The sequence below is a fragment of the Micromonospora sp. WMMD1219 genome, assembly GCF_049315215.1.
GTDB lineage: Bacteria > Actinomycetota > Actinomycetes > Mycobacteriales > Micromonosporaceae > Micromonospora > Micromonospora tulbaghiae.
In genome coordinates, this window is the sequence record NZ_CP186057.1 from 5,524,866 (window position 1) to 5,546,779 (window position 21,914).

Here is a 21,914-nt window from a genome sequence, read left to right on the forward strand (position 1 = left end):
CTGTGTCCATCGTCGAGGACATCGGCGCGCAGGTGCGCGCCGCCGCCGAGGAACTGCCGCTGGCACAGCTCGCCGCCGCGCTGGAGAAGCTCGGCCAGGCGCAGGAGCGGCTGCGCTGGGTGCGCCAGGAGTCGTCCGACCCGATGGGGGTGCCGGAGCTGTCCTCGGCCACCGAGCACGCCGAGACCGCGGGCTACGCGCTGCGTGTGGCGCAGGAGCAGCTCACCGCGTACCTGGCCGCGATCGGGCTGTCGCCGGACGGCGCGCGGCCGGCGCCGCCGGGTGAGCGGCCGCCCCGGCACGACACGCCTCGCGGCGAGGACCCGCCCGCGCCGGGCCCGGCCGCCGAACCGGGTGAGCAGCCGGCGGTACGGCGCTGGTGGGCGGTGCGGGTGGCGGAGCTGACCGGCGGCCGGGAGGGCGCGCCGGACGAGCCGGACGAGCGCGTCGAGGACTCCCACGATCTGCTGCGCCGGGTGGTGGCCGGGATCCGCTCCGGCGACCGGGACCGGCTGCACCGCGAGTTGCGCCGGGCGCACGCCGACGTGGGGCTGGGGCTGGCCGCGATCACCCCGCCGCTGCTGCGCGAGCTGGCCGGTGAGCTGCTCGGCCATCCGCCCCGCGCGGACGACCTGCCCCGGCTGCGCGGGGCGCTGGACTCCCGGGTCCGCGACCTGCTGCCCGGGCTGCCGCGGCCGGTGCTGGACACGTTGCTGACCCGGGTGTGCCGGATGCCCCCGCCGCGCCGCGACGACGACGCGGAGCAGCCGCACGCGGCCGACCCGGCGGTCACCGCGGGCGTGCTCGCCGGCGTACTGCTCGACCGGCTCGGCCGGGACCTGCCCAAGGACACCGACGATCGGGAGCCGTCCCGTGGCTGACGTCCGCGCTCAACTCGTGACGCGGGTCCGGGGGATGCTCTCCGAGGCCCTGGGCGCCACCCGTACCCGGCTCACCGCCGCCGAGGCCGAGCTGGCCGCCGGGCGGGACCGGCTGGCCCGTACCCGCAAGGCCGCCGCCGCGGTGCCCGCCCGGGTGGGCGCGGCCCGCGACCGGCGCCTGGCCGAGATCGACGCCCGGCACACCGCACGCCTCGCCGAGCTGGCCCGCCGGGCCGCCGCCGCGGCACAGCGGGAGGCGCCCGGCGCGGCGTCCGCGCCCTGGGACCGCTGGCAGGCCACGCCCGCCGGCCGGTCCGAGCCGCCCGGCGCGTTGCGCGTCGGCACGGTACGCCTCGACGGCGCCGAACCGGTGCCGGCGCTGGTCCCGCTGCTGGACGCCGGGCACGCGCACCTGGCCGGCGGCGACCGGGACGGGCTGGCCGCCGTGGTGCCCGCGCTGCTGCTGCGCTCGGTCGGGCGGGCCGACCCGGGCGCGGTGCGGCTCTACGGGTACGACCCGGAACACCTGGGCGGCGGCCTGGCCGGGTTCGCGCCGCTCGGCACGGCCGGGCTGCTCACGTTCGTCGGGCCGGGCGGGCTGGGCCGGCTGCTGGACGACCTGGTGGAGCAGATCCGCCGGATCAACGCCACGGTGCTCGCCGGTGAGTACGGCTCGCTGCGCGAACTGGCCGCCGCGACCGGGCGCCGCCCGGAGCCGTGGCGGGTGGCGGTGCTGCTCGGCGGCGACGAGCTGTCCCGGCACGAGCGCGGCCAGCTCGACCGGGTGGTACGTACCGGCGCGGCCTGCGGCGTGCACCTGGTGGTCCGCGGCATCGAGCTGCCGGACGACCCGACCGTCACCCGGATCACGGTGGAGCGGGACGACGCCCGGGTGGCCGGGCTGCCGGTGGTGCTCGACGCGCCGCCGCCGCCCGCCCTGGTCACCGAGACGTGCCGCACCGTCGCCTCCCGGGTGGCCGCCGGCCCGCCGCCGACGCCGTTCACCGACCTGCTCCCGCCGCCGGACGAGTACTGGCGGGAGGACTCGGCGCACGGGCTCAGCGCGCCGGTCGGCGAGGGCCCGCACGGGCGGCAGGTGCTGCTCACGCTCGGCGACTACCCGCCGCACGCGTTGATCGGCGGCCCGTCCGGCACCGGCAAGACGAATCTGATCTTCGCCTGGATCGGCGCGCTCGCCGCCCGCTACTCCCCCGCCGAGCTGGAGTTCTATCTCCTGGACTTCAAGGAGGGTGTGTCCTTCGCCCGGTTCGCGCAGGGCCGCCGCGATCCGAGCTGGCTGCCGCACATGCGGCTGGTCGGCATCAACGTGAACACCGACCGGGAGTTCGGGCTGGCGCTGCTGCGCTTCCTCGCCGAGGAACTGCGCCGCCGCGCCGACGCGGCGAAGAAGCACGAGGTCACCAAGCTGGCGGAGCTGCGCGCGGTGGACCCGGCGGGGCACTGGCCGCGCATCGTGGCTGTGGTCGACGAGTTCCAGGCGCTGCTCGCCGGCCGGGACGTGGTCGCCCGGGAGGCCGCCGACCTGCTGGAGGACCTGGCCCGGCGCGGCCGGTCGCAGGGCATCCACCTGGTGCTCGCCTCGCAGGACGTGCGCGGCATCGAGGCGCTGTGGGGCCGGCCCGCGCTCGTCGCCCAGTTCACGCTGCGGATCGCGCTGCCGAAGGCGCTGCGCATCCTGGCCGAGCGCAACGACGCGGCGCAGTCGCTGCCCCGCCACCACGCGGTGATCAACGCCGAGTCGGGCCTGGCCGAGGGGAACGAGGTGGCCCGGATCCCGTCGGCCAGCGACTGGGAGACGTGGAGCGAGCTTCAGCACCGGCTGTGGCGGATGCGCCCGCAGGACGCCGCGCCGGCCCGGCTGTTCGACGGCGACGCGATCCCGAAGCTGGCCGACGCGCCGGACTTCCGCGCGCTGACCGCGCCGGAGCAGGGCGTGCCGCGCAGCCCGGTGGCGCTGCTCGGCGAGATCATCGACGTGCAGGCCCGCTCGGCGGCGCTGCGGCTGCCCCGCGCGCCGGGTCGCAACCTCGCCGTGCTGGGCACCCGGGTGGACGAGGCGTGCGCGGTGCTCGACGCCGCCGCCCGGTCGCTGGCCCGGCAGTACCGGCCCGGCACCGCCCGGTTCTCGATCGCCTGCCTGGACCCGGACGCCGACCCGGCCGCCCGCGCCCTCTACGAGGACCTGGAAGGCGACGCCTCCTGGTACGACGAGGAGACGGTGCCGGAGCTGATGGCCGAGGTGGGTGATGGGCTGGGCGCGCCGGGTGCGGCGCGTACCCCGCACTTCCTGCTGCTGTACGCGGTGGACGCGGCGGCCGCGGCGCTCGCCGGCAAGGCCGGTACGCGGACCGGGCTGGAGCAGTTGCGCCGGATCCTGCACGACGGGCCGGAACGGCGTACGCACGTGCTGGCGTGGTGGCGTGGAGTGGCCCGGATGCGGGTGGACCTGGGCGGCGCGGGCGCGCGCACGGATCAGATCGGCGCCTGGGTGGCGCTGGACGTGCAGGGTGGTGAGCTGGGCTCCTCGCTGTATCCGGGCAGCGGCGGGCCGGACTGGTATCCCCGGCCGTGGCGCGGTCTGTACTTCGACCGGGCGGTGCACCGCACCGGACAGGTGATCATCCCTTATGGTCCCTCCCGATGAACGAACCGGTTGCCAGTGAGACGTACAACGCGCAGATCCGCCGGCTCGCCGAGCTGACCGCCCGGGTGTCCGCCCAGCGGGCCGAGGCGCACACCTGGTACGCCCAGCAGGTGGCCGCCGCCGGCCGGGCGGTGGCCGAGGCGGAGGAGCAGGTGCGGCAGGCCGAGGCGGAGGTGGCCGAGGCGTCCCGGCTGGTGGAGCGCGTCGACGGCGAGGTCACTCACCTGTGGGCGCAGTTGCGGGCGCGGCTGGGCATGGGCGCCCGGCGGCTCGGTGACCCGCCGGGCCCGGTACGCGGCGCCGCCGGTGATCCGGTGCCACTGCTGCGGGCGGTCCGGGAGCTGCTGGACCGCACCGGGGCGCCGGGTGAGCTGCCCGGCTCGGTGAACCCGCTGCTGGTCGCGTGCGGGATCGGCGGGGCGCTGGTGGCGTACGCGCTGGGGGTGGGTGCGCGGGCGCTGGCCGCCGGTTCCAGCGGTGACCTGGCGGTGGGCCTGCCGGTGCTGGCGCTGGTGGTGACGCTGCTCGGCCCGGTGATCGGGCTGGCGCCGGCCCGGCTGCTGGCCGACCGCCGCCACGCGGTGCTGACCCCGCGCCCGATGATCCTGGTGGCCGCCTCCGGCCTGGTCACGACCCTGCTCCTGCTGACAGTGACCTACACCCGCTGACCACCCCTCCCCACGCCCCCCTCTCCGGCCGTCGATCATGAGGTTGGCGGCGCGACACGCCGTCGCGCCGCCGGTCAACCTCATGATCGCGCCCGTCAGGCGGGGGTCAGGACGGCCTCCTTCAGGAGGCGGCGGGCCAGCACCAGGCGGTCGGCGTCGTCGTCGAGGCCGGGCAGGTCACCGACCCGCGTCACCTCGCCGGTGAGCAGCGCGCGCAGCGCCGCCTCGCAGGTGCTGGGCAGCGTGAGCGTCCGGTCGGGCACGCGCAGCGTGACCCGTCCGCCGGCGGCCGGGGTGAGCTGCCAGCGCAGGCCGCCGCGCACCGCCACCTCGCTGTCCGCCGTGAGCCGGGCCAGCGCCTGCGCCTGCGCCAGCGGCCGGATCGGCGCCGGGCGGGCGGCCGGCCAGACCCGGGCGCGCAGCCGGCCGGCCACCGCCGCCGGGTCGGCCCGCAGCAGCCAGTCGCGCAGCGCCTCGACGGTCTCGGTCAGCTCCGGCTCGATCGCGTCCGGGTCGGCCAGGTCGAGCCCGAACGGCAGGCTCGCGCGCAGCCGCGCGTCCTCGGCGGCGAGCGCGAGCAGTTCCTCGACCACGGCGTACCGGGTCAGCGCCCGGATGCCCACGGTCAGGTGCAGTGAGCTGGACTCCTGCGCCTGGGCGCTGTGCAGCCAGCCGCGCGGCAGGTAGAGCGCGTCACCCGGTTCGAGCACGACGTCCAGCTCGGGGCGCCCGTCGGCGGTCGCGGAGACCTCGTCGGCCCGGCCGCCCCAGGGCTGGCGCTCCAGCGGGTCGGCCAGCACCGGCGGGTGGATCCGCCAGTGCTTGCGCCCGTCCACCTGGAGCACGAACACGTCGTGCGTGTCGTAGTGGGTGGCGAAGCCCTGACTGCCGGCCGGGGTCAGGTAGGCGTTCACCTGCAACGGCTGGGCCAGCGCGGTGCCCAGGTCGCGGGCGAAGTCGACGAGCGCCGGCCAGGTGCGGTGCAGGCCCTGCAACACCAGCGTCGCACCGTCGGCGTACAGCGCCAGCACCTTCTCGTCGAGGACCTGGTCGCCGATCTCGGCGCCGGCGCCACCGCCGCCGGTGAACCGCGCCGCCGGCACGAGCTGGCCGTCCTTCGCGACCCGCAGGAACGGGGTACGCAGGCCGCGGCGGCTGAGCAGCTCGTCGGCGTCGGCGGGGCTGAGCAGGTCGGTGAAGCCCTCCGGGTTGGGCAGTTCGGCGGCGCGGGACAGCAGCGGGCTGCGCCCCCAGTGGTCGGCGGCGAACTTGGCCGGCTCCACCGCCACGCACCGGGCCAGCGCCTCGGTCGCGGAGAACGGAACCGCCGGGCGGCCGTGGCCACCCGGCGGGTCGACGTGCGTGGTGCTCATGTGTCAGGCGCTGCCGTCGGCGCCGCCGTCGCGCTGGCCGGGGGTCGCGCCGCCGTCGGCCGGACCCTCCGCGCTGCCGTCCGCGCCACCGTCGTGCTGACCCGGGGTCGCGCCGCCGTCGGCCGGACCCTCCGCGCCGCCGTCCGCGCCACCGTCGTGCTGACCCGGGGTCGCGCCGCCGTCGGCCGGACCCTCCGCGCCGCCGTCCGCGCCACCGTCGTGCTGACCCGGGGTGGCACCGCCGTCGGCCGGGCCCTCCAGGCCGCTGCCGCCGCTGCTCTGGATGTCGTCGTCGTTCAATGCCATGGGTGCTCCCTCGGTGTGCCGCCCCGCGTGGTGCCGGGGTCCGTGTGCAGCGGGTGGTACCCCACGCCCGATCTTCTCTAACCACACCGTAGACGCCCGGACGCCGCCGTACGGGCGGTTCGCGGGGCAAGCGGCCGGGACGGGTGGATGCCAGGATGGCGGGAGGACGACGCGAGGAGACGTACGTGACGCAGCCGGAGCCGCTCACCCCGCTGACCGAGGACTGGCAGCGGGCGCTCGCCGTGGTGGCACACCCCGACGACCTGGAGTTCGGCGCCGCCGCCGCGGTGGCCCGCTGGACCGGGCAGGGCAAGGAGGTCGTCTACTGCCTGCTCACCAGCGGCGAGGCGGGCATCGACGGGATGTCGCCGGAGCGCGCCCGGGTGGTGCGCGAGGAGGAGCAGCGCGCCTCCGCCGCCGTGGTCGGGGTGTCGGCCGTCGAGTTCCTCGGCCTGCCCGACGGGCTGCTGGAGTACGGCGTGCCGCTGCGCCGGGCGATCGCCGCCGTGGTGCGCCGGCACCGGCCGGACGTGGTGCTGACGAACAACTTCCGGGAGACCTGGGACGGTGCGTACGCGCTGAACCAGGCCGACCACATCGCCTGCGGCCGGGCCACGCTGGACGCGGTCCGCGACGCCGGCAACCGGTGGATCTTCCCGGAGCAGCTCACCGACGGCGTCCAGCCGTGGTCGCGGGTGCGCGAGGTGTGGGCGGCCGGATCGCCGGCAGCCCGGCACGGGGTGGACGTGAGCGACACGTTCGAGCGGGGCGTGGCGTCGCTGCGGGCGCACGGGGCGTACCTGAGCGGGCTCGGCGACGGCAGCTTCGACGCCGAGGAGTTCCTGGAGGGCATGGCCCGGCCGGCCGGGCGCCGGCTCGGCGCGCGGTTCGGCGCCACGTTCGAGGTCTTCCCGATCAACCTCCAGTAGGGCTGCGGCGATGTTCCTGGTCGGCACGTCGGGCTGGCAGTACCGGGACTGGCGGGAGCGGTTCTACCCGGCCGGGCTGCCGCAGCGGCGCTGGCTGGAGCACTTCGCCTCGCGGTTCGCCACCGTCGAGGTGAACAACGCGTTCTACCGGCTGCCCGAGCGGGACACGTTCGTCGCGTGGCGGGAGCGCACGCCCGGCGACTTCTGCGTGGCGGTGAAGATGAGCCGCTACCTGACCCACGTGAAGCGGCTGCGCGACCCGGCCGAGCCGGTGGCCCGGTTCCTGGACCGGGCGTCCGGGCTGGGCGACCGGCTGGGGCCGGTGCTGGTGCAGCTCCCGCCGACGCTGCGCGCCGACCCGGACGCGCTGGCCGACGTGCTGCGCCGGTTTCCCGCCGACGTGCGGGTGGCGGTGGAGCCGCGGCATCCGTCGTGGTGGACCGACGACACCCGGCGGGTGCTGGAGCGGCACCGGGCGGCGCTGGTCTGGGCCGACCGGCTCAGCCGGCCGGTCACCCCGCTGTGGCGCACCACCGACTTCGGTTACCTGCGGCTGCACGAGGGCCGGGCACGGCAGTGGCCGCGCTACGGACGCGGCGCGCTGGCCGGCTGGGTGCGCCGGCTGGCCGGGGCGTTCGGCGACGGCGAGCCGGCGTACGTCTACTTCAACAACGACCCGGGCGGCGCGGCGATCGTCGACGCGGTCGCGTTCGCCGGGCTGACCCGGCGGGCCGGGCTGCCGGTGTCCCGGACGCCCGCGGCCCGCCCCGCCGAGGGGGCGGGACGGGCCGGGCCGGTGCCGGATCAGGGAATCATCTGACGCAGGTCACCCGGCATGGTGGCCTTCACGTCCTCCCACTCGCCCTGGGTCACGTGCCGGCGCAGCGTGTCCAGCACGACCTGCACCACCCGCTGCGCGCCGCCCTCGGCGTCGTACGGGAAGCCCTGGCGCACCTCGTACAGGAAGTCGTCGCGGTTGAGCTTGATCGGCACGTTCTCCGGCTGCCAGCCGTCGAAGTAGATCCCGCGCACCAGCACCGGCAACTGCTGGGCGAACTCGGTGCTCTCCTGCACCGGCAGCCGGTCCCGCAGCAGGTGCAGCACGGTACGCAGCGCGGCGTAGGACTGGTTGCGCCGTTCCTTCGGCCAGCCGTACGCGGACTCGATCTCCTTGAGGATCACGTTCGTCTTGTCCAGCGAGGACTCGAACGCGGACAACAGCTGTTCGGCCATCGGGCTCACCCCCGTGCTTCGGTCTCCCAGCGTCGGTCGTCGGCGCGGCGCGGCGGACCGCTGGGGCCCCGCCACAGCCGGGTCGGGCTGAACCGGCCGGGCCGCTCGCCCCGCCGTGCCGCCTCGGAGCTGCCGACCACGTGCAGTACGCCACCGCGGCGTCGGTCCGCCACCACCCGTACCGTCATGACCCACCTCCTCGTCGCGGCGCCCGAACCGGCGCCCACGGTCCATGCTGCGCCGGGGGCGGGTGAGCGGGCCTCACCCGTACCGGGTGAGGCGCTCAGGCGTCCAGCAGGCCGGCGAGTGTGGTGGCGTTGCGCTGCGCGTAGTCCTGGTAGCAGTTGTTCATCAGCACGTGCGTCTGCCCGGTCTGGCCGGCCAGCTCGCGCAGCTTCGGCGCCCAGTCGCGCAGTTCCCGCTTGGAGTAGTCGTAGCCGAACTTCTCGTGGATGTCCTTGCTGGTCCACTTGTCGCTGTGCCCGTGGAACCGGACCACCGCGAGGTCCGCGGTGGCCGCCAGCACCGGCGGGACGGACGACTTGTGTCCCTGCGGCATGTCCACGCAGACGAACGGCAGCTCGTGCTCGCGCAGGAACCCGAGCGTCTCCTCGGCGTTGTCGCCGTCGAACCAGGACGCGTGCCGGAACTCGAAGACCGGGCGCAGCGGCGCGCACCGCCGCTCCACCTCCAGCAGGTACTGCTTGTTGGCCCGCTTGATGGTGAACCAGGGCGGGAACTGGAACAGCAGCGCGCCCAGCTTGCCGGCCTCGACGAGCGGGTCGAGGGCGGACAGGAACCGGGTCCAGACCTCCTCGTACGCCTGCGCGGGCAGGTCGTCCGGGTAGACGTTGCGCTTGTCCGTGTCCGGGCGGAGGTCCTTGTAGAGCGCGGAGACGCGGGTGGGGTGGCCGGTCAGCAGGCTGAACGCCTTGACGTTGAACGTGAACCCGGCCGGGGTGCGCTCGGCCCACAGCCGGGCGGTCCGCTCGGCCGGCGGCGAGTAGTAGGTGGCGTCCACCTCGACCAGCGGGAACTGCCGGGCGTAGTAGGACAGCCGTTTCTCCGGCGTGTCGGCGCTCGCCGGGTACCAGCCGGAGTCGAGCAGGGTCCGGTCGGTCCACGAGGCGGTGCCCACCTTGATGTCACCCATGGGGGCAGTTCACCGCGTCGGGGACCGACCGGCAACCGGAACGGCGTTCAGGCCGCCCGCCGCTCCCGGGTCTGCTTGCAGGCCACGCAGGAGGTGGCGGACGGGAAGATCTCCAGCCGCTCCACCGGGATGGGCGCGGTGCAGCCCTCGCAGAAGCCGTAGGTGCCCTCGTCCAGGCGGGTCAGCGCGTGCTCGAACTGGGCCCGCCGGTCCAGGATGGTCCGCAGCAGCGACTGCGCGGTGTCCCGCTCGGCGGTCTTGGTGCCGCTGTCGGCCTGGTCGTCGCCGGCGGTGTCGCCGACCTCGACCAGCCGCAGCACCTGGCTCTGCGCCACGGTCTGCTCGTACTCGGCGGTCAGCTCGTCGTACCGCGACCGCAGGGACTGCCGGATCTGGTCGACCTCCGCCTGGGAGCGGCCGGTGGCTGTCGTGTCGTGGACGAGCATCGCTGCCTGCCTTTCCTACGTCCTCATACCGGACCGGGGCGGCCAGCGCCCCGGACCCGGTCCGACTGTGCGAGCGCGGGCGACGAGATCACCCGTGCTCTGTGAGCCGGGCGATTACCCCCGCCCACGGCGGGCCAAACCGGCTGTTTCCTGAGTGTTTCCGATGAGTCCGCAGCCCCTGGTCAGGCGGCCTCGACGAGGGCCGGACGACGCGGGTCGTCGGCCCGGACCACCACGTCGGCGAAGGACGCGGGGACGACCTCGTCGGCGTAGCGGGCGAAGGCGGGCAGGGTCCAGCGCAGCGCGGGATCGGTGCGCCGCGCGAGCGCCGCCGGGGAGAGCACGAGGTGGACGGTGACGTCGAAGGGCAGCGCGCCGCCGAGCAGCAGCGCGCCGCTGACCAACACCACCCCGCCGGGCGGCAGATCCACGTACGCGGCGCGGCTGGCCCGGTCGGCGGCGGCGTCCCACAGCGACGGCAGCAGCCGGCCGGAGCCGTCCGGACCGGCCGGGTCGAGCACCTCGCGGCGCAGCCCCGGTTCGTCGAGCCAGCTCTCGTAGTACGCGTCCGGGTTGGTGCGGCCGTGCTCCAGGCGCACCGAGGCGGGGCGGAGGAAGTCGCCGGCGCGCACGTGCAGCACCGGCCGGCCGGCGGCGCGCAGCGGGTCGACGAGCGCCTCGGCGAGCGCGTCCGGCCGGGCGGCGGGCGGGCCGTCCAGGGCGACCCGCAGCCGGCCGGGCGTCCCGGTGCGGGCGAGACGCTCGGCCAGCTCGGTGACGAGCAGGTCGGGGCTGATCGGGCGCACGCGCATCGGACCATCCTGCCGCGCGGGCGGGCGGGCCACCACATGATCGCTCCGGGCGGTCGGGGCTCCGTCCGGCGGCGGTCGGCGGGTGGTGGTCCCGGTGGTCAGCCGGTGCGGTCGATGGTGACCCGGGCGTCGTCGGCGAGCCGGTAGCCGACGCCGTAGACCGTGGTGACGAGCGGGACGTCCACGCCGACCTTGCCGCGCAGCCGGCGCACGTGCACGTCGACGGTGCGGACGCCGGCGTGCTCGTACCCCCAGACCGCGTTGAGCAGTTGCAGCCGGGTGAACACCCGGCGCGGGTGGGCGACCAGGTGCAGCAGCAGGTCGAACTCCAGACGGGTCAGCGGCAGCGGCTCGCCGTCACGCAGCACCGACCGGGACGACGCGAGGATGTGCAGGGTCGGGATGGTCGGGGCGAGCGGGCGCGCCGGAGCGCGGCCGGCCGGGACGGCGTCGGGCCGGCGTTCGGCCGGGACCGTGCCCGCGCTGACCACCGCGTCGCCGCGTTCGAGCATCTCGCGGGCGGCGTCGAGCAGCCGGCGGGCGGCCGGGGTGAGCGACTCCTCGCAGGCCAGGGGGATGGTGAGGGTGACGGTGAGCATGGGCGCGGCGGCGGTGTTGGCGGGACGGCGCTGGCCGCCGGGGGGACGACCGGGGACCGCGGGTTGGGACGTATGCCATCCGGCGCGCGACGAGGCGGGGCTGACCGACATGGTCCTCCTTGGGCTGGTCCGGGTATCTCCCCACGGCCCGGGACGCCGCTTCATCGATGCTTCCCGGCGTCTCTGCGAGGGTCAAGGGGCGGCCGCGTTGCATGAATGTGACATTTGACGAACACATCGCAGCCGTGCGCTCGCTCTGCGTGCGAGGCCCGTTGATTACAGCAGAGCACCGTTTCGCGGTGGTACGGGGGGTCTCCCCGGGGGTTCACAATGGCGGATCAGCGGCAGACGTGAACGCGGCGCACCCCGGGTCCGGGTGCGCCGCGTGCCGGTCGGCCGAGGTCAGGCGTCGCGGTCGACGACGATCTCGGCGTCGTCGGCGAGGCGGTAGCCCACGCCGTACACGGTGGTCACCAGCGGCGTGTCCGGCCCGAACTTGGCCCGCAGCCGGCGGACGTGGACGTCGACGGTGCGCGCCACGGCGTGCTCGTAGCCCCAGACGTTCGCGAGAAGTTGCAGTCGGGTGAACACCCGGCGGGGATGTTCGGTGAGGAACAGCAGCAGGTCGTACTCGATGCGGGTCAGCGGGATCTCGGCGCCGCCGTGGTGGACGCGCCGGGTGCCGGTGAGGATGCGCACGCCGCCGGGGGCGGGCGCCGCGGGGGCGGGCGCGTCGCCGCGGCGCAGGCCGAGCACGGTACGGGCGGCCGGGCGGTCGTCCGGTCCGGCCGGTCCTTCGCCGGACACGGCCAGCCCCTCCCCGGATGCGGCGAGTTCGTCGAGCAGGTCGACCAGGCGCGCGAGGCCCGGCGTCAGCGGCCCGGCACCCAGGTCGAGCGTGATGGTGAGCGTCGGTGCGGTACGCGGCCGGGGCGGCACGGCCCGGTCGGGGCGGCCCGATCGGGCCGGACGGGTGGTGAGGGCGACGACGGACATGGGAGCCTCCTGTGCGGGCGGTCGCCCCGCCCCGCCGGGTGCGGCGGGACGGTCAGCGGAGCGCCCCGCCGGCGGTGACCGGGGGCGCGGCGGACGAGGGTCGGGTCGGCGGGGTGGGACCGAGGGTGGGCAGGCCGGCGATCTGCCAGGCGGCGAAGCCGCCGACGACGTCGGTGGCCCGGTGCAGGCCGATGTCCTGGAGCGCGGCGGCGGCCAGCGACGAGGTGTAGCCCTCCTGGCAGAGCACGATCACCGGGACGTCGTAGCCGGTCGCCTGCGGCAGCCGTGCCGCGCAGCGCGGGTCGAAGCGCCACTCCAGCACGTTGCGCTCGACCACGAGCGAGCCGGGCACGGTGCCCTGCGCGGCGCGCTGGGCGGCCGGGCGGATGTCCACCAGCAGCGCGCCGCCCCGGCAGGCCAGGTGGGCCTGCTCCGGGTCGAGGCGGCGCAGGCGGGCCCGGGCGGTGGCGAGGATCTCGTCGATGCCCCGCGAGCCGGGCGGCGGGACCGGACAGCGCTCGGTCGCGGTGGTCGGGGTCTGCTGCGCCATCGTGGCGTCCTTCCGTTCGTCGGGGTTGTGGGGGCGGCTCACCAGGCCACACCGGCTCGGGCCACCTCGGCGACCCGGAGCCGGCCGGCGACGAGGTGGTAGCGGGTCATCCGGGTCAGCGCCGGCCGGTACACGTGCACGCTGACGGCGGGCTCGTCGCCGTGGTTGGTGACCTGGTGCACGTGCCGTACGCCGAAGCGCCGGCCGGCGCCGGCGGCGAGCCAGTGCGGGCGCAGCCGCCCGCCGCTCACCGTCTCCTCGGTGAGCACGCCGGCCACGACCAGGAACGCGCCGGCCGAGCCGCCGTGGTCGTGCAGGTCGGTGCCCTGTCCGGGCAGCCAGCTCAGCGCCCACACCTCGTGCTCGTCGCCGGCGTCCAGCCGGGCGTACCACCGCTCGGACGCCTCGAAGCGCAGCGGCACCGGCCAGCCGTCCGGGTCGGCCCAGCGGGCGGCGACGGCGAGCAGGTCGGCGGGAACGGTGCTGGTCATGGGCGGGACGTCCTCACGGTGCGGAGCGGATGTGCTCCCCCAGCTTAGACGGTAAAGCCTATCGGTTTAGTAGGTAATACCGGATGCTGGGACGAGGGGCGCGCTCACCGCCGCACCGGCGGCTCCACCTTGTAACCCGGCACCGACGGCCAGCGGACGGTGAGCACCGTGGACTCCCGCTCGGCGTACCAGGAGTGGTCCACGCCCCGGCCCCACACCACGTAGTCACCGGGCGCGCGCAGCACCACCGTCCGGTCCGGCAACTCGATCCGGAACGCGCCGCTGATCAGCACCAGCAGGGCGGTACGCCGCTCACCGGTGGCCCACCGGGACCGGGTCTCCCCCGCCGGGTGCACGCCCCACTTCACCTCCACGTCGGTGCTGTGCCGCACGTCCCCGGCCGGCTTGAAGTGGCCCAGCAGCCAGCCCGCGTCGGTCGCGCCGTCCACCGCCGCGTTGCCCACGTACACCCGATCGTCCATGCGTGCGCCTCCCGTGCCCGGCTGCGCAAGCTACCAGGCGCGTCCGGCCGCGACGCCATAGCCTGGGCGGATGCCCGACGAACTCGACGACGAGACCATCGCCTTCGCCCACCGGATGTTCGACCTGGCCCGGGCCGGCGCCACCGAGGAGCTGGCGGCCAACGTGGACGCCGGGCTGCCGGTCAACCTCACCAACGCCAAGGGCGACACGCTGCTGATCCTCGCCGCGTACCACGCCCACCCGGACACGGTGGCCGCGCTGCTGGCCCGGGGCGCCGACCCGGCCCGGGTGAACGACAGGGGACAGACCGCGCTCGCCGCGGCCGTGTTCCGGCGCCAGGAGGCGGCGGTCCGCGCGCTGCTCGACGCCGGCGCCGACCCGGACCACGGCGGCCCGTCCGCGGTCGAGACCGCCCGGTTCTTCGAGCTGCCCGACATGCTGGCGCTGCTCGGCCGCGCATGACCGGCGGGCGGTATACAGGGACGGTGGAGGATCCCGTACCCGAGCAGATGCGTGCGGCGGCCGAGGCGTTCCTGTCGGCGCTGGACGATCCGGCCCGCGACGCCGCCCGGCACGCCTTCGACGACGAGCCCGCCCGGCGGTGGCTGGAGTACCGGCCGCGGCCCCGGCCCGGCGTCGCGCTCGCCGGCCTGGACGTCACCGCCCGCAAGGCCGCGCACCGGCTGCTCGCCACCGCGCTCAGCCCCGCCGCGTACGCGCAGGCCATGGCCGTGATGGCCCTGGAGGAGGTGCTGGACCGGGCCGAGGACTGGCGGCGCGGCCGGCACAGCGGCGACTACTGGGTGGCCGTCTTCGGCGACCCGGCCCGCGACGACGACTGGGCCTGGCGGTTCGAGGGACACCACCTGTCGGTGAGCATGACCGTCGCCGACGACCGGGTCTCCCCCGCGCCGGTCTTCCTCGGCGCCAACCCGGCCACCGTCCGGCACGCCGGACGCCCGGTCTCCCGGCCCCTGGGCCCGGAGGAGGACCTGGCCCGCGAACTGCTCGACGCGCTCGGACCGGGCGGCCGCTCCGCCGCGATCATCGCCGAGGAGGCGCCCGCCGACATCATCAGCGCCACCCGGGCCGCCGCACCGGACCGGCTCGACCCGCTCGGCGTACCCCGGGGGCGGCTGCGGCCGACCGGCCGGGCGCTTCTCGACCGGCTGGTCGCGCTCTACCTGGACCGGCTGCCGCCGGAGCTGGCGGCCCGCGAGGCCGACCGGCTCGACGGCGGCGAGCTGCACTTCGCCTGGGCCGGCCCGGTAGAGCCGGGCCGGCGGCACTACTACCGGGTGCAGGGCGAGGATCTGCTGATCGAGTACGACAACACGACCGACGACGGCAACCACGCGCACACCGTGCTGCGCCGCCCCGCCGGTGACTTCGGCGCCGACGTGCTGGCCGCACACCACGCCGCGGCGCACCCGCCCGGCCCGGTCAGCCCCGGCGCGCCTCGATGAGGAAACGGCGGGCGTACGCGACGAACGGTCCCTCGGCCCGGATCCGCGCGTCCAGGCGGCGCAGCTCGTCCCGGTAGCGGCCCACCGTGAAGCCGGGCACCGTCCAGACCACCTTGCGCAGGAACCAGACCACCGCGCCGATGTCGTGGAAGACGGTCCGCAGCGTGGCCTCGCGCAGGTCGACGACTGTGAGCCCGACGGCCCGCGCGTCGGCGACCGCCACCTCCGGGTGGCGGTGCTGCGGCGGCGGCAGCGGCCCGAGGATCGCCTCGCTGAGCTCCCGCACCGTGCCGGGGCCGATCTGCTGGGACAGGTAGGCGCCGCCGGGCCGCAGCACCCGGGCCACCTCGTCCCACCAGGTGTGCACCGGGTGGCGGCTCACGACCAGGTCGAACGTGGCGTCCCGGAAGGGCAGCGGTGGGCGGTCGCCCACCCGCACCACGGACGCGCCGAGCGGGCGGAGGTTGCGCCGGGCCACCGGCACGTTCGGCGGCCACGCCTCGGTGGCGACCAGCAGCGGCGGCGGCACGGGCACCTCGGCGAGCACCTCTCCGCCGCCGGTGTCGATGTCCAGCGCCGCCTTCACGGCGGCCATCCGGTCGCCGACCAGGCGCGCGTACCCCCAGGGCGGACGCTCCTCGGTGGCGCGGCCGCGCAGCCAGTCGAAGCCCCAGCCCTCGACCGGCGCCGCCTCGGCTTCGGCGACGAGTTCCTCGAACGTCCCGACCATGCCCGCGAGCCTGCCGTCCCGCGACGGCCGCGGCAACGGATTTCGGCGGGGTCAGAACCGGCGCGGGCGGGCGATCTCGACGGTGGCCCCGGCGGGCACGTCACCGAACGTCTCGAAGCCGGTCGGCTCGGCGGCCCGGACCCGGTCGAACTGCTGCATCAGCCGCGCGCCCAGCGCCACGCCGACCGCGCCGACCGCGAGCGCGACGAGTTCGGCGGCGAGCAGGACACCCGTCGCGCCCCGTTGCGGCGCGCTGGCCCGGATCAGGCAGGACAGCAGGAACAGCGCCGCCATCACGGCGTTGACGAGGTTGAACGTCAGCACGGTCCGGCTGGTGCGCCCGGCACGGACGTCCCACAGGTCGACCAGACCGGCGACGGTGGTGAGCCCGGCGGCGACGAGCGCGGCCACGGCGGTCCAGTAGCCCACCTCACCGAGGAACGCCGGACCGCCGGCCACGTCGGCCAGGTCGAAGATCGCGGCGCACACGAACAGGCCGAACGGGAACGTGACAAGCATCGGTTGAATGGGATGCCCCTGCACCCGCAGTCGGCTCTGCATCGCTTCCTCCCCAGGTCGGCGCAGCTCACCAGTCCAGAGTGCTACCCGAGGCGCCGCGAGGCGAAACGACTGTCGCTCAGTTGTCCCGGGGACGGGAGACGGTCAGCACGAGCCGCTCGGCCACCTCGCGCAGCGGGATGTCCAGTGCGGAGGCGGCGCTGCGCAGCACCCGCAGCGCCTCCGGGGCGGGACAGCCGCGCTGCGTCATGATCACGCCGACGGCCTGCCCGACCACTCCCTCGGCCAGCAGCGAGTCGTCGATCTCACCGGCCCGGCTGGCGGCCCGCTCGCGGTCGCGCGCCGCGGCCAGCAGGAGCCCGGCGTGCTCGGCGAGCAGCATCGCGGTGAGCTGGTGCCGGGGGGTGAGCGCCTCGGGCGACCCGGCGTACAGGTTGATCGCGCCGATGACCTGCTCGTCCACGTCGACCGGGGCGGAGATCACCCCGTGCACGCCCAGCGCGCGGGCCCGCTCGCTCCAGGCCGGCCAGCGCGTCTCGTCCGCGAGCCCGCCCGCGATGATCATCTCCCGGCGGCGGATCGCCGTCATCGCCGGCGTGTCCGGGCCGTGCCGCAGGTCGTCCAGCTCGGCCCGGTCCGGGTCGGAGGCGGCCACCCCGGCGGGCTCACCGGCGCGCAGCACGGTGAAGCCGCAGCAGTCCACGCCCGGTACGGCGTCGCGGGCGATCCGGACCAGGCGGTCGAGCGCCTCGTCGAACCCGGCCACGCCGATCAGGCCGGCGGTCAGCTCGCGCAGCAGCGCGGCCGTCTCCAGCACACCGAGGTTGTCGATCATGGGTTGGCGCGTGTCGAGGTTCACCGGGCCGGGGCCTCCACCGTCCCCGCGTACGTCCACGCGGTCTCCCCGTCCGGCACCGTTGCCTGTCCCATGTCCGTCCCTCCTGTGGGCCCCGGCCTACTACCCTCGCAGACCGCGGGTGAAACCGCGCAAAAAGGCCCCTCCCGGTTGCACCGGAAGGGGCCTTCGGTGCGGGTCAGCGCGACCCGGAGATGAGCCGCCGGCCCACCGAGGCGATCAGCCGGTCCAGCTCCGAGCCGAACGGGTTGTCGTGCACGAGGTACGTCCAGGTGGCGCTCGGCCGCACCAGCTTCGACGAGTCCGGCTCCCAGCCCTCGTCGAACTCGGTCTCCTCGAACGTGGCCACGGTCCGGGTCTCGATCTCGGGCACCAGCGCGTTGAACGCCGGCACCGCGCTGCGGTGGAACTCGTCGAGCGGGTCGAGCCGGCCCAGTGCCCGCAGGTGCACGCCCTCGCGTACCTCGGACAGCTCGGCCAGGTGGTCGGCCCAGAGCCGGTCCAGGTGGTAGAGGGCGATCTTGCGGGCCACGTCGGCGAGCAGGTCCTCGTCCATCTCGCCGGCCTTCTCCGGCACCCGCTCCAGCAGCATCAGCGCGGCGATGTCGCTGGTCAGCAGCCGCTCCCGGCGCTCGGCGAGCGCCTTGCGCTGCTGCTCGATCACCTGGCTGTAGCGCCAGGTGTTGCGGTGGATCTCGTGGTTGACGCCCTCGGCGACCCGCTGGGCGTGCTCGACCGCGTAGTCGACCTGCGGATCGGTGACCAGGCCGTCGGCGTTCATCCGGGGCGAGGCCGGCACGGTGTCGCCGGCGTGCCGGACCACCAGGTCGTCCTCCAGGCTGACGAAGAACACCGACCCGCCCGGGTCGCCCTGCCGGCCGGCCCGGCCACGGAGCTGGTCGTCGACCCGGCGGCTGTCGTGCCGGCCGCTGCCGATCACGTACAGGCCGCCCAGCTCCGCCACCCGGTCCCGGTCGGCCTGGTCGCTGCCGCCCAGCCGGATGTCCACGCCCCGGCCGGCCATCTGGGTGGAGACCGTCACCGCGCCGTACGCGCCGGCCTCCGCGATGATGCCGGCCTCCTCGTCGTCGTTCTTGGCGTTGAGCACCACGCAGGACACGCCGGCGGCGTTGAGCGCGGCGGCCAGCCCCTCGGACTCCTTGACGTCGAGCGTGCCGACCAGCACCGGCCGCCCCGCCTCGTGGCAGCGCGTGATCTCGTCGACCAGCGCCTCCTCCTTCTCGGCGCGGGTGGCGTAGATCCGGTCCGGCTCGTCCTCGCGGACGCAGGGGGTGTTCGGCGGGATCACCGCGACCTCGAGGCCGAAGAACTCGCGGAGCTGGTCGCCGACGAGCACCGCGGTCGCGGTCATGCCGCAGACCGTCGGGTAGAGCGCGATGTACGCCTGCACGGTGATCGTGCCCAGCACCTCGCCCTCGGCGGTGGCGTCCAGACCCTCCTTCGCCTCGACGGCGGCCTGAAGCCCGTCCGGCCAGCGGCGGCGCTGGGCGACCCGGCCGCGCATCTCGTCGATCAGCTCGACCGAGTCGTCCCGGACGATGTAGTCCACGTCGCGGTGCAGCAGGGCGTGCGCGTGCAGCGCCACGTTCACCGCGGAGAGCTGCCCGACGTGCTCCTCGTCGTACAGGTCGATGCCGCCGAGCTTGGCCTCGACGGTGGCCAGGCCGACCGAGGTGAAGGCGACGCTGCGGCCGTCCTCGGCCACGGTGTAGTGCTTGCCCTTGCGCAGCCCGCGCACCAGCGCGGCGGCCGCGTGCACCGGGTCCTGCTCGCCGCCGACCGCGCCTGCGAGCACCATCGGCACCCGGGCCTCGTCGATCAGGATCGAGTCGGCCTCGTCCACGATCGCGGTCTTCAGCGGCGGCTGCACCCGGTCGGCCAGGTCGGTGACGAGCTGGTCGCGCAGGAAGTCGAAGCCGGCCTCGCTGACCGAGACGTAGGTGACGTCGCAGGCGTACGCGGCGCGCCGCTCCTCGGGCGTGGACGCCTCGTTGACCCAGCCCACGGTCAGCCCGAGCAGGTCGTAGACGGGCGTCATCCACTCGGCGTCGCGGCGGGCCAGGTAGTCGTTGACGGTGAGCACGTGCACCGGGCCGTTGCCCAGCCGCACGTGCCCGTACGCGGCGACCGTGGCGGTGAGCGTCTTGCCCTCACCGGTGGCCATCTCGGCGACCTTGCCGGACAGCAGCGCCATCGCGCCGAGCAGCTGCACGTCGTAGGGGCGCTGGTCGAGCCCGCGCCGGGCCGCCTCGCGGCCGATCGCGCAGATCTCCTCGTACCCCGTGGCCCGGCCGGCGGCCTCGGTCAGCTCCGCGTCGGAGAGCTGTTCCAGGTCCGCCTCGCGCGCCTCGATCGCCGGCAGCAGCTTCTCCAGCGGCGCCAGGTCGACTGTCGTCCCCGGGCGCTGGAGGAACCGGCGGAACCTGGTCTTCAACCGTTGCGACACACCCATGAGCGGCAACGGTACGCGAACCGGAGCCGATTGTGACCCCCGCCCGCCGCGCGCCGGGCCCACCCCTTCCGGCCCGCTCCCGTCGATCATGAGGTTGACGGCAGTTCGTGTCCGTTTTGTCGCCGTCAACCTCATGATCGACGGGGCGGGGGCGGGGGGTCAGGGCGTCAGGACGACCTGGAGTTCGGTGCGGCGGCGTTCGGCCAGGTCGGTCAGCAGGGTGGGGGCCTCGTCCAAGGGGACCACGGCCGAGATCAGGTGCTTGCGGACCACGTCCCCGTACTGGCGCAGCAGCTCCACCGTCTCCGCGGACAGCCGCTCCCGGTCCCAGGTGGGGGCCAGCCCGCGCGGCACCCGGCCGATCTGCGCGCAGCGCAGCGACAGCCCGTTGTGGTGGAACTCCTCGCCGAGCCGGACCGCGTCCGCGCCGGCCTGGTAGAACGCCAGGTCGATCACCGTGCCCTGCGGGCGCAGCAGGCGCAGCGCGAGCTGCAACGCCCAGTCCTGGCCACGGCACTGGAAGACCACGTCGGCGCCCCGGTCCCCGGCCGCGTGGTTCCACCGCGTCTTGAGCACCACGGCCGGGTCGTCCGCGTCCGGGTCGAGCGTGTCCAGGCCGAGCGCCTCGGCGACCTGCCGCCGGGCCGGCGTCGGGTCGACCACGACCACCGAGGCGGCGCCGTGGCGGCGGGCGAACAGAGCGGTCAGCAACGCCACCACGCCGCTGCCGACCACCGCCACCCGGCGGCCGCGTACGCCGTCGCCGAGCGTGCGCACGTCGGCGCCGCACAGGTCGGCGGCGGCGTGCAGCAGCCCGTTGGCGCAGATCGGGCCCATGTGCGCGACGTACACGCCGAGCAGCGGATCGAGGTCGTCGGGCAGCGGCACGAACCGCTCGGTCAGCGGGTCGGCGACCCAGCCGCTGCGGTGGCCGTACGTCATGGCGCCGACCTCGCCCACCGCGACGGCCGGTGTGCGGCTCTCCACGACGCGCCCGACCTGCATGTAGCCGAGCCGGGTCACCGGGTACGGCGTGCTCGCCTCCCCCGGCCGGAACAGCCCCAGCGCGGCGTCCCAGGTGACGTGCAGGTAGGGGTTGGTGCCCTTGACGAAGCTCAGTTCGGTGCCGGCGGACACGCCGCTGTAGAGCGTCTCCACCCGGAACGTGCCCTCGCGCAGCTCCGGCGCGTCCAGTTCGGCCAGCTCGACCCGGCCGGGACCGCCGACCACCACCACCCGGTCACGCATCGACGCTCACCCCCGCGTCCGCGACCGGCGCGGTGAGCCGGGACGCCGGCCCGGTCGGCAGCGCCACCGGCCGTCCGGTACGCGCCGACTCGGCCACCGCGAGCGCCAGCCGGTGGGTGCGCAGCGCCTCGGCGTACGGCACCCGGACGTCGTCCCCGAGGCCGCACACCGCGTCGACGAAGGCCCGGTCGACGGCGACCCGCGCGGCGTCCGGGTCGGCGGGCAGGTGCCGCTCGCCGTCGCCGTCGCGGATCGTCAGGCCGTCCTCGGCCAGCCACAGCGCCAGCCCGTCGGCGAGGATCTCCACGCCGGCCCGGTGCTTCCAGCCGAGCACGCAGGACGCGGCGAGCGTGCCGACGGCACCGGAGCCGAAGCGCAGTGTGGCGGCGGTCACCGAGTCGATGTCGGCGCCCTCGACCGGCGGCGGGCTGCCGTCGCCGTACGCGGTCACCTCGACCGCCTCACCGGCCAGCAGCCGGACCAGGTCCAGCACGTGCGCGGCCTGCTCGACCACCGGGCCGCCGGAGCGGTCCCGCCGCGCCCACCAGGCCACCGGCGGCACCTTGTCCAGCCAGGCGCCGTTGACCATCCGCACCGGCCGGTCGGCGAGCAGCCGCCGGGCCTCCTCCACCACGTGCAGGTAACGCCAGTGGTGCCCGACGCCGGTGAGCAGCCCCCGCCGCTGCACCAGCGCGGCGACCCGCTCGGCGGTGTCCAGGTCCAGCGCCACCGGCTTCTCCACGAACATCGGCACCCCGGCGGCGACCACCGCCTCCTCGACCGGGCCGTGCGCGAACGGCGGCACGCAGACGTACACCGCGTCCGGGCCGGCCGCGAGCAGCTCGTCCACGTCGCGGAACACCCGGCCGCCGTACGTGCCGGCGAGCGCACCCGCCGCCTCCGGCGCGACGTCTGTCACGCCGAGCAGTTCCACGTCCGCGAAACCGGTGAGCACCCGGGCGTGGCGTTGCGCCACCCCACCGGCCCCGACAAGTCCCACCCGGCAGGTACGCATGGACCACAACCTCTCGCACGAC

At 75.5% G+C, this 21,914-nt stretch carries 25 protein-coding genes; 7 read left to right on the forward strand and 18 right to left on the reverse strand.

The window, feature by feature from the left end; genetic code table 11:
* Nucleotides 1-2 precede the first annotated feature (2 nt).
* From ACN27C_RS25825 to ACN27C_RS25835, 3 genes are read left to right on the forward strand one after another with little or no spacing between them, the layout of a single operon-like run.
* Entirely contained in the window at nt 3-881 is an 879-nt protein-coding gene (locus tag ACN27C_RS25825) for a hypothetical protein (RefSeq protein ID WP_422748685.1), read from the forward strand.
* Nucleotides 874-3,546, forward strand: a complete 2,673-nt coding sequence (locus ACN27C_RS25830) for an FtsK/SpoIIIE domain-containing protein (protein ID WP_363606425.1) — start codon at nt 874-876, stop codon at nt 3,544-3,546. Before ACN27C_RS25825 ends, ACN27C_RS25830 begins: the two co-directional genes overlap by 8 nt.
* Nucleotides 3,543-4,214 (forward strand): hypothetical protein, encoded by a 672-nt coding sequence (locus ACN27C_RS25835; RefSeq protein WP_120570115.1) that lies wholly within the window; start codon nt 3,543-3,545, stop codon nt 4,212-4,214. Before ACN27C_RS25830 ends, ACN27C_RS25835 begins: the two co-directional genes overlap by 4 nt.
* A 95-nt stretch (nt 4,215-4,309) precedes the next feature.
* On the opposite strand, the gene ACN27C_RS25840 is transcribed toward ACN27C_RS25835, so the two are convergent.
* Nucleotides 4,310-5,587, reverse strand: a complete 1,278-nt coding sequence (locus tag ACN27C_RS25840) for a cupin domain-containing protein (protein ID WP_422748689.1) — start codon at nt 5,585-5,587, stop codon at nt 4,310-4,312.
* A gap of 3 nt (nt 5,588-5,590) precedes the next feature.
* Nucleotides 5,591-5,893 carry a hypothetical protein gene (locus ACN27C_RS25845; protein WP_013476987.1) on the reverse strand — a complete coding sequence of 101 codons (303 nt, stop codon included), beginning with the start codon at nt 5,891-5,893 and terminating at the stop codon, nt 5,591-5,593.
* Nucleotides 5,894-6,078: 185 nt separating this feature from the next.
* Here ACN27C_RS25845 and ACN27C_RS25850 point away from each other — a divergent pair, with 185 nt between their 5' ends.
* Nucleotides 6,079-6,822: a PIG-L deacetylase family protein gene (locus ACN27C_RS25850; protein WP_422751674.1), complete on the forward strand. Its 744-nt coding sequence runs from the start codon at nt 6,079-6,081 to the stop codon at nt 6,820-6,822.
* Nucleotides 6,823-6,832: 10 nt separating this feature from the next.
* Entirely contained in the window at nt 6,833-7,642 is an 810-nt protein-coding gene (locus ACN27C_RS25855) for a DUF72 domain-containing protein (RefSeq protein ID WP_422748691.1), read from the forward strand.
* Here the strand turns inward: ACN27C_RS25855 and ACN27C_RS25860 are convergent.
* The 10 genes from ACN27C_RS25860 to ACN27C_RS25905 all read right to left on the reverse strand — a co-directional run bounded on the left by ACN27C_RS25860 (nt 7,627) and on the right by ACN27C_RS25905 (nt 13,584).
* Entirely contained in the window at nt 7,627-8,055 is a 429-nt protein-coding gene (locus ACN27C_RS25860; RefSeq protein WP_120573804.1) for a DUF2267 domain-containing protein, read from the reverse strand. The genes ACN27C_RS25855 and ACN27C_RS25860 overlap by 16 nt on opposite strands.
* 5 nt (nt 8,056-8,060) lie before the next feature.
* Nucleotides 8,061-8,243, reverse strand: coding sequence for a hypothetical protein (locus ACN27C_RS25865; RefSeq protein ID WP_013476990.1), 183 nt, complete (start codon nt 8,241-8,243; stop codon nt 8,061-8,063).
* A gap of 95 nt (nt 8,244-8,338) precedes the next feature.
* Complete coding sequence (locus ACN27C_RS25870; protein WP_120570120.1) at nt 8,339-9,208, reverse strand: DUF72 domain-containing protein; 870 nt, start codon at nt 9,206-9,208, stop codon at nt 8,339-8,341.
* A gap of 47 nt (nt 9,209-9,255) precedes the next feature.
* A complete protein-coding gene (locus ACN27C_RS25875) occupies nt 9,256-9,654 on the reverse strand; it encodes a TraR/DksA family transcriptional regulator (RefSeq protein ID WP_013286049.1) in 399 nt (132 codons plus the stop codon).
* 182 nt (nt 9,655-9,836) lie between these two features.
* The gene (locus ACN27C_RS25880) at nt 9,837-10,466 is read right to left on the reverse strand and encodes a uridine kinase (RefSeq protein WP_422748694.1); all 630 of its coding nucleotides are present in this window, start codon (nt 10,464-10,466) and stop codon (nt 9,837-9,839) included.
* Between the two features lie 98 nt (nt 10,467-10,564).
* The gene (locus tag ACN27C_RS25885; protein ID WP_120570122.1) at nt 10,565-11,176 is read right to left on the reverse strand and encodes a winged helix-turn-helix domain-containing protein; all 612 of its coding nucleotides are present in this window, start codon (nt 11,174-11,176) and stop codon (nt 10,565-10,567) included.
* Nucleotides 11,177-11,467: 291 nt separating this feature from the next.
* Nucleotides 11,468-12,061 (reverse strand): winged helix-turn-helix domain-containing protein, encoded by a 594-nt coding sequence (locus ACN27C_RS25890; RefSeq protein WP_120570123.1) that lies wholly within the window; start codon nt 12,059-12,061, stop codon nt 11,468-11,470.
* A gap of 52 nt (nt 12,062-12,113) precedes the next feature.
* The gene (locus tag ACN27C_RS25895) at nt 12,114-12,611 is read right to left on the reverse strand and encodes a rhodanese-like domain-containing protein (RefSeq protein ID WP_393156050.1); all 498 of its coding nucleotides are present in this window, start codon (nt 12,609-12,611) and stop codon (nt 12,114-12,116) included.
* A gap of 38 nt (nt 12,612-12,649) precedes the next feature.
* Nucleotides 12,650-13,102 (reverse strand): cysteine dioxygenase, encoded by a 453-nt coding sequence (locus tag ACN27C_RS25900; RefSeq protein ID WP_422748697.1) that lies wholly within the window; start codon nt 13,100-13,102, stop codon nt 12,650-12,652.
* Between the two features lie 104 nt (nt 13,103-13,206).
* Complete coding sequence (locus ACN27C_RS25905) at nt 13,207-13,584, reverse strand: signal peptidase I (protein WP_120570125.1); 378 nt, start codon at nt 13,582-13,584, stop codon at nt 13,207-13,209.
* A gap of 70 nt (nt 13,585-13,654) precedes the next feature.
* Here ACN27C_RS25905 and ACN27C_RS25910 point away from each other — a divergent pair, with 70 nt between their 5' ends.
* Together ACN27C_RS25910 and ACN27C_RS25915 are read left to right on the forward strand one after the other, a co-directional pair.
* Complete coding sequence (locus tag ACN27C_RS25910; protein WP_013476997.1) at nt 13,655-14,047, forward strand: ankyrin repeat domain-containing protein; 393 nt, start codon at nt 13,655-13,657, stop codon at nt 14,045-14,047.
* Nucleotides 14,044-15,051 carry a DUF3500 domain-containing protein gene (locus ACN27C_RS25915; protein ID WP_393156047.1) on the forward strand — a complete coding sequence of 336 codons (1,008 nt, stop codon included), beginning with the start codon at nt 14,044-14,046 and terminating at the stop codon, nt 15,049-15,051. Before ACN27C_RS25910 ends, ACN27C_RS25915 begins: the two co-directional genes overlap by 4 nt.
* Here the strand turns inward: ACN27C_RS25915 and ACN27C_RS25920 are convergent.
* The 6 genes from ACN27C_RS25920 to ACN27C_RS25945 form a co-directional block, all read right to left on the reverse strand.
* Complete coding sequence (locus ACN27C_RS25920; RefSeq protein WP_422748701.1) at nt 15,029-15,781, reverse strand: class I SAM-dependent methyltransferase; 753 nt, start codon at nt 15,779-15,781, stop codon at nt 15,029-15,031. The two genes, ACN27C_RS25915 and ACN27C_RS25920, sit on opposite strands and share 23 nt — an antisense overlap.
* A gap of 51 nt (nt 15,782-15,832) precedes the next feature.
* The gene (locus ACN27C_RS25925) at nt 15,833-16,342 is read right to left on the reverse strand and encodes a DUF2231 domain-containing protein (RefSeq protein WP_121685693.1); all 510 of its coding nucleotides are present in this window, start codon (nt 16,340-16,342) and stop codon (nt 15,833-15,835) included.
* 76 nt (nt 16,343-16,418) lie between these two features.
* Nucleotides 16,419-17,135 carry a GAF and ANTAR domain-containing protein gene (locus ACN27C_RS25930; protein WP_350817200.1) on the reverse strand — a complete coding sequence of 239 codons (717 nt, stop codon included), beginning with the start codon at nt 17,133-17,135 and terminating at the stop codon, nt 16,419-16,421.
* Nucleotides 17,136-17,334: 199 nt separating this feature from the next.
* A complete protein-coding gene (gene secA2 / locus ACN27C_RS25935; protein ID WP_120570130.1) occupies nt 17,335-19,629 on the reverse strand; it encodes an accessory Sec system translocase SecA2 in 2,295 nt (764 codons plus the stop codon).
* Between the two features lie 159 nt (nt 19,630-19,788).
* Nucleotides 19,789-20,877, reverse strand: a complete 1,089-nt coding sequence (locus ACN27C_RS25940) for a zinc-binding dehydrogenase (RefSeq protein WP_120570131.1) — start codon at nt 20,875-20,877, stop codon at nt 19,789-19,791.
* A complete protein-coding gene (locus ACN27C_RS25945; protein ID WP_120570132.1) occupies nt 20,870-21,892 on the reverse strand; it encodes a Gfo/Idh/MocA family protein in 1,023 nt (340 codons plus the stop codon). The genes ACN27C_RS25940 and ACN27C_RS25945 overlap by 8 nt, the downstream gene beginning before the upstream one ends.
* Nucleotides 21,893-21,914: the final 22 nt, after the last annotated feature.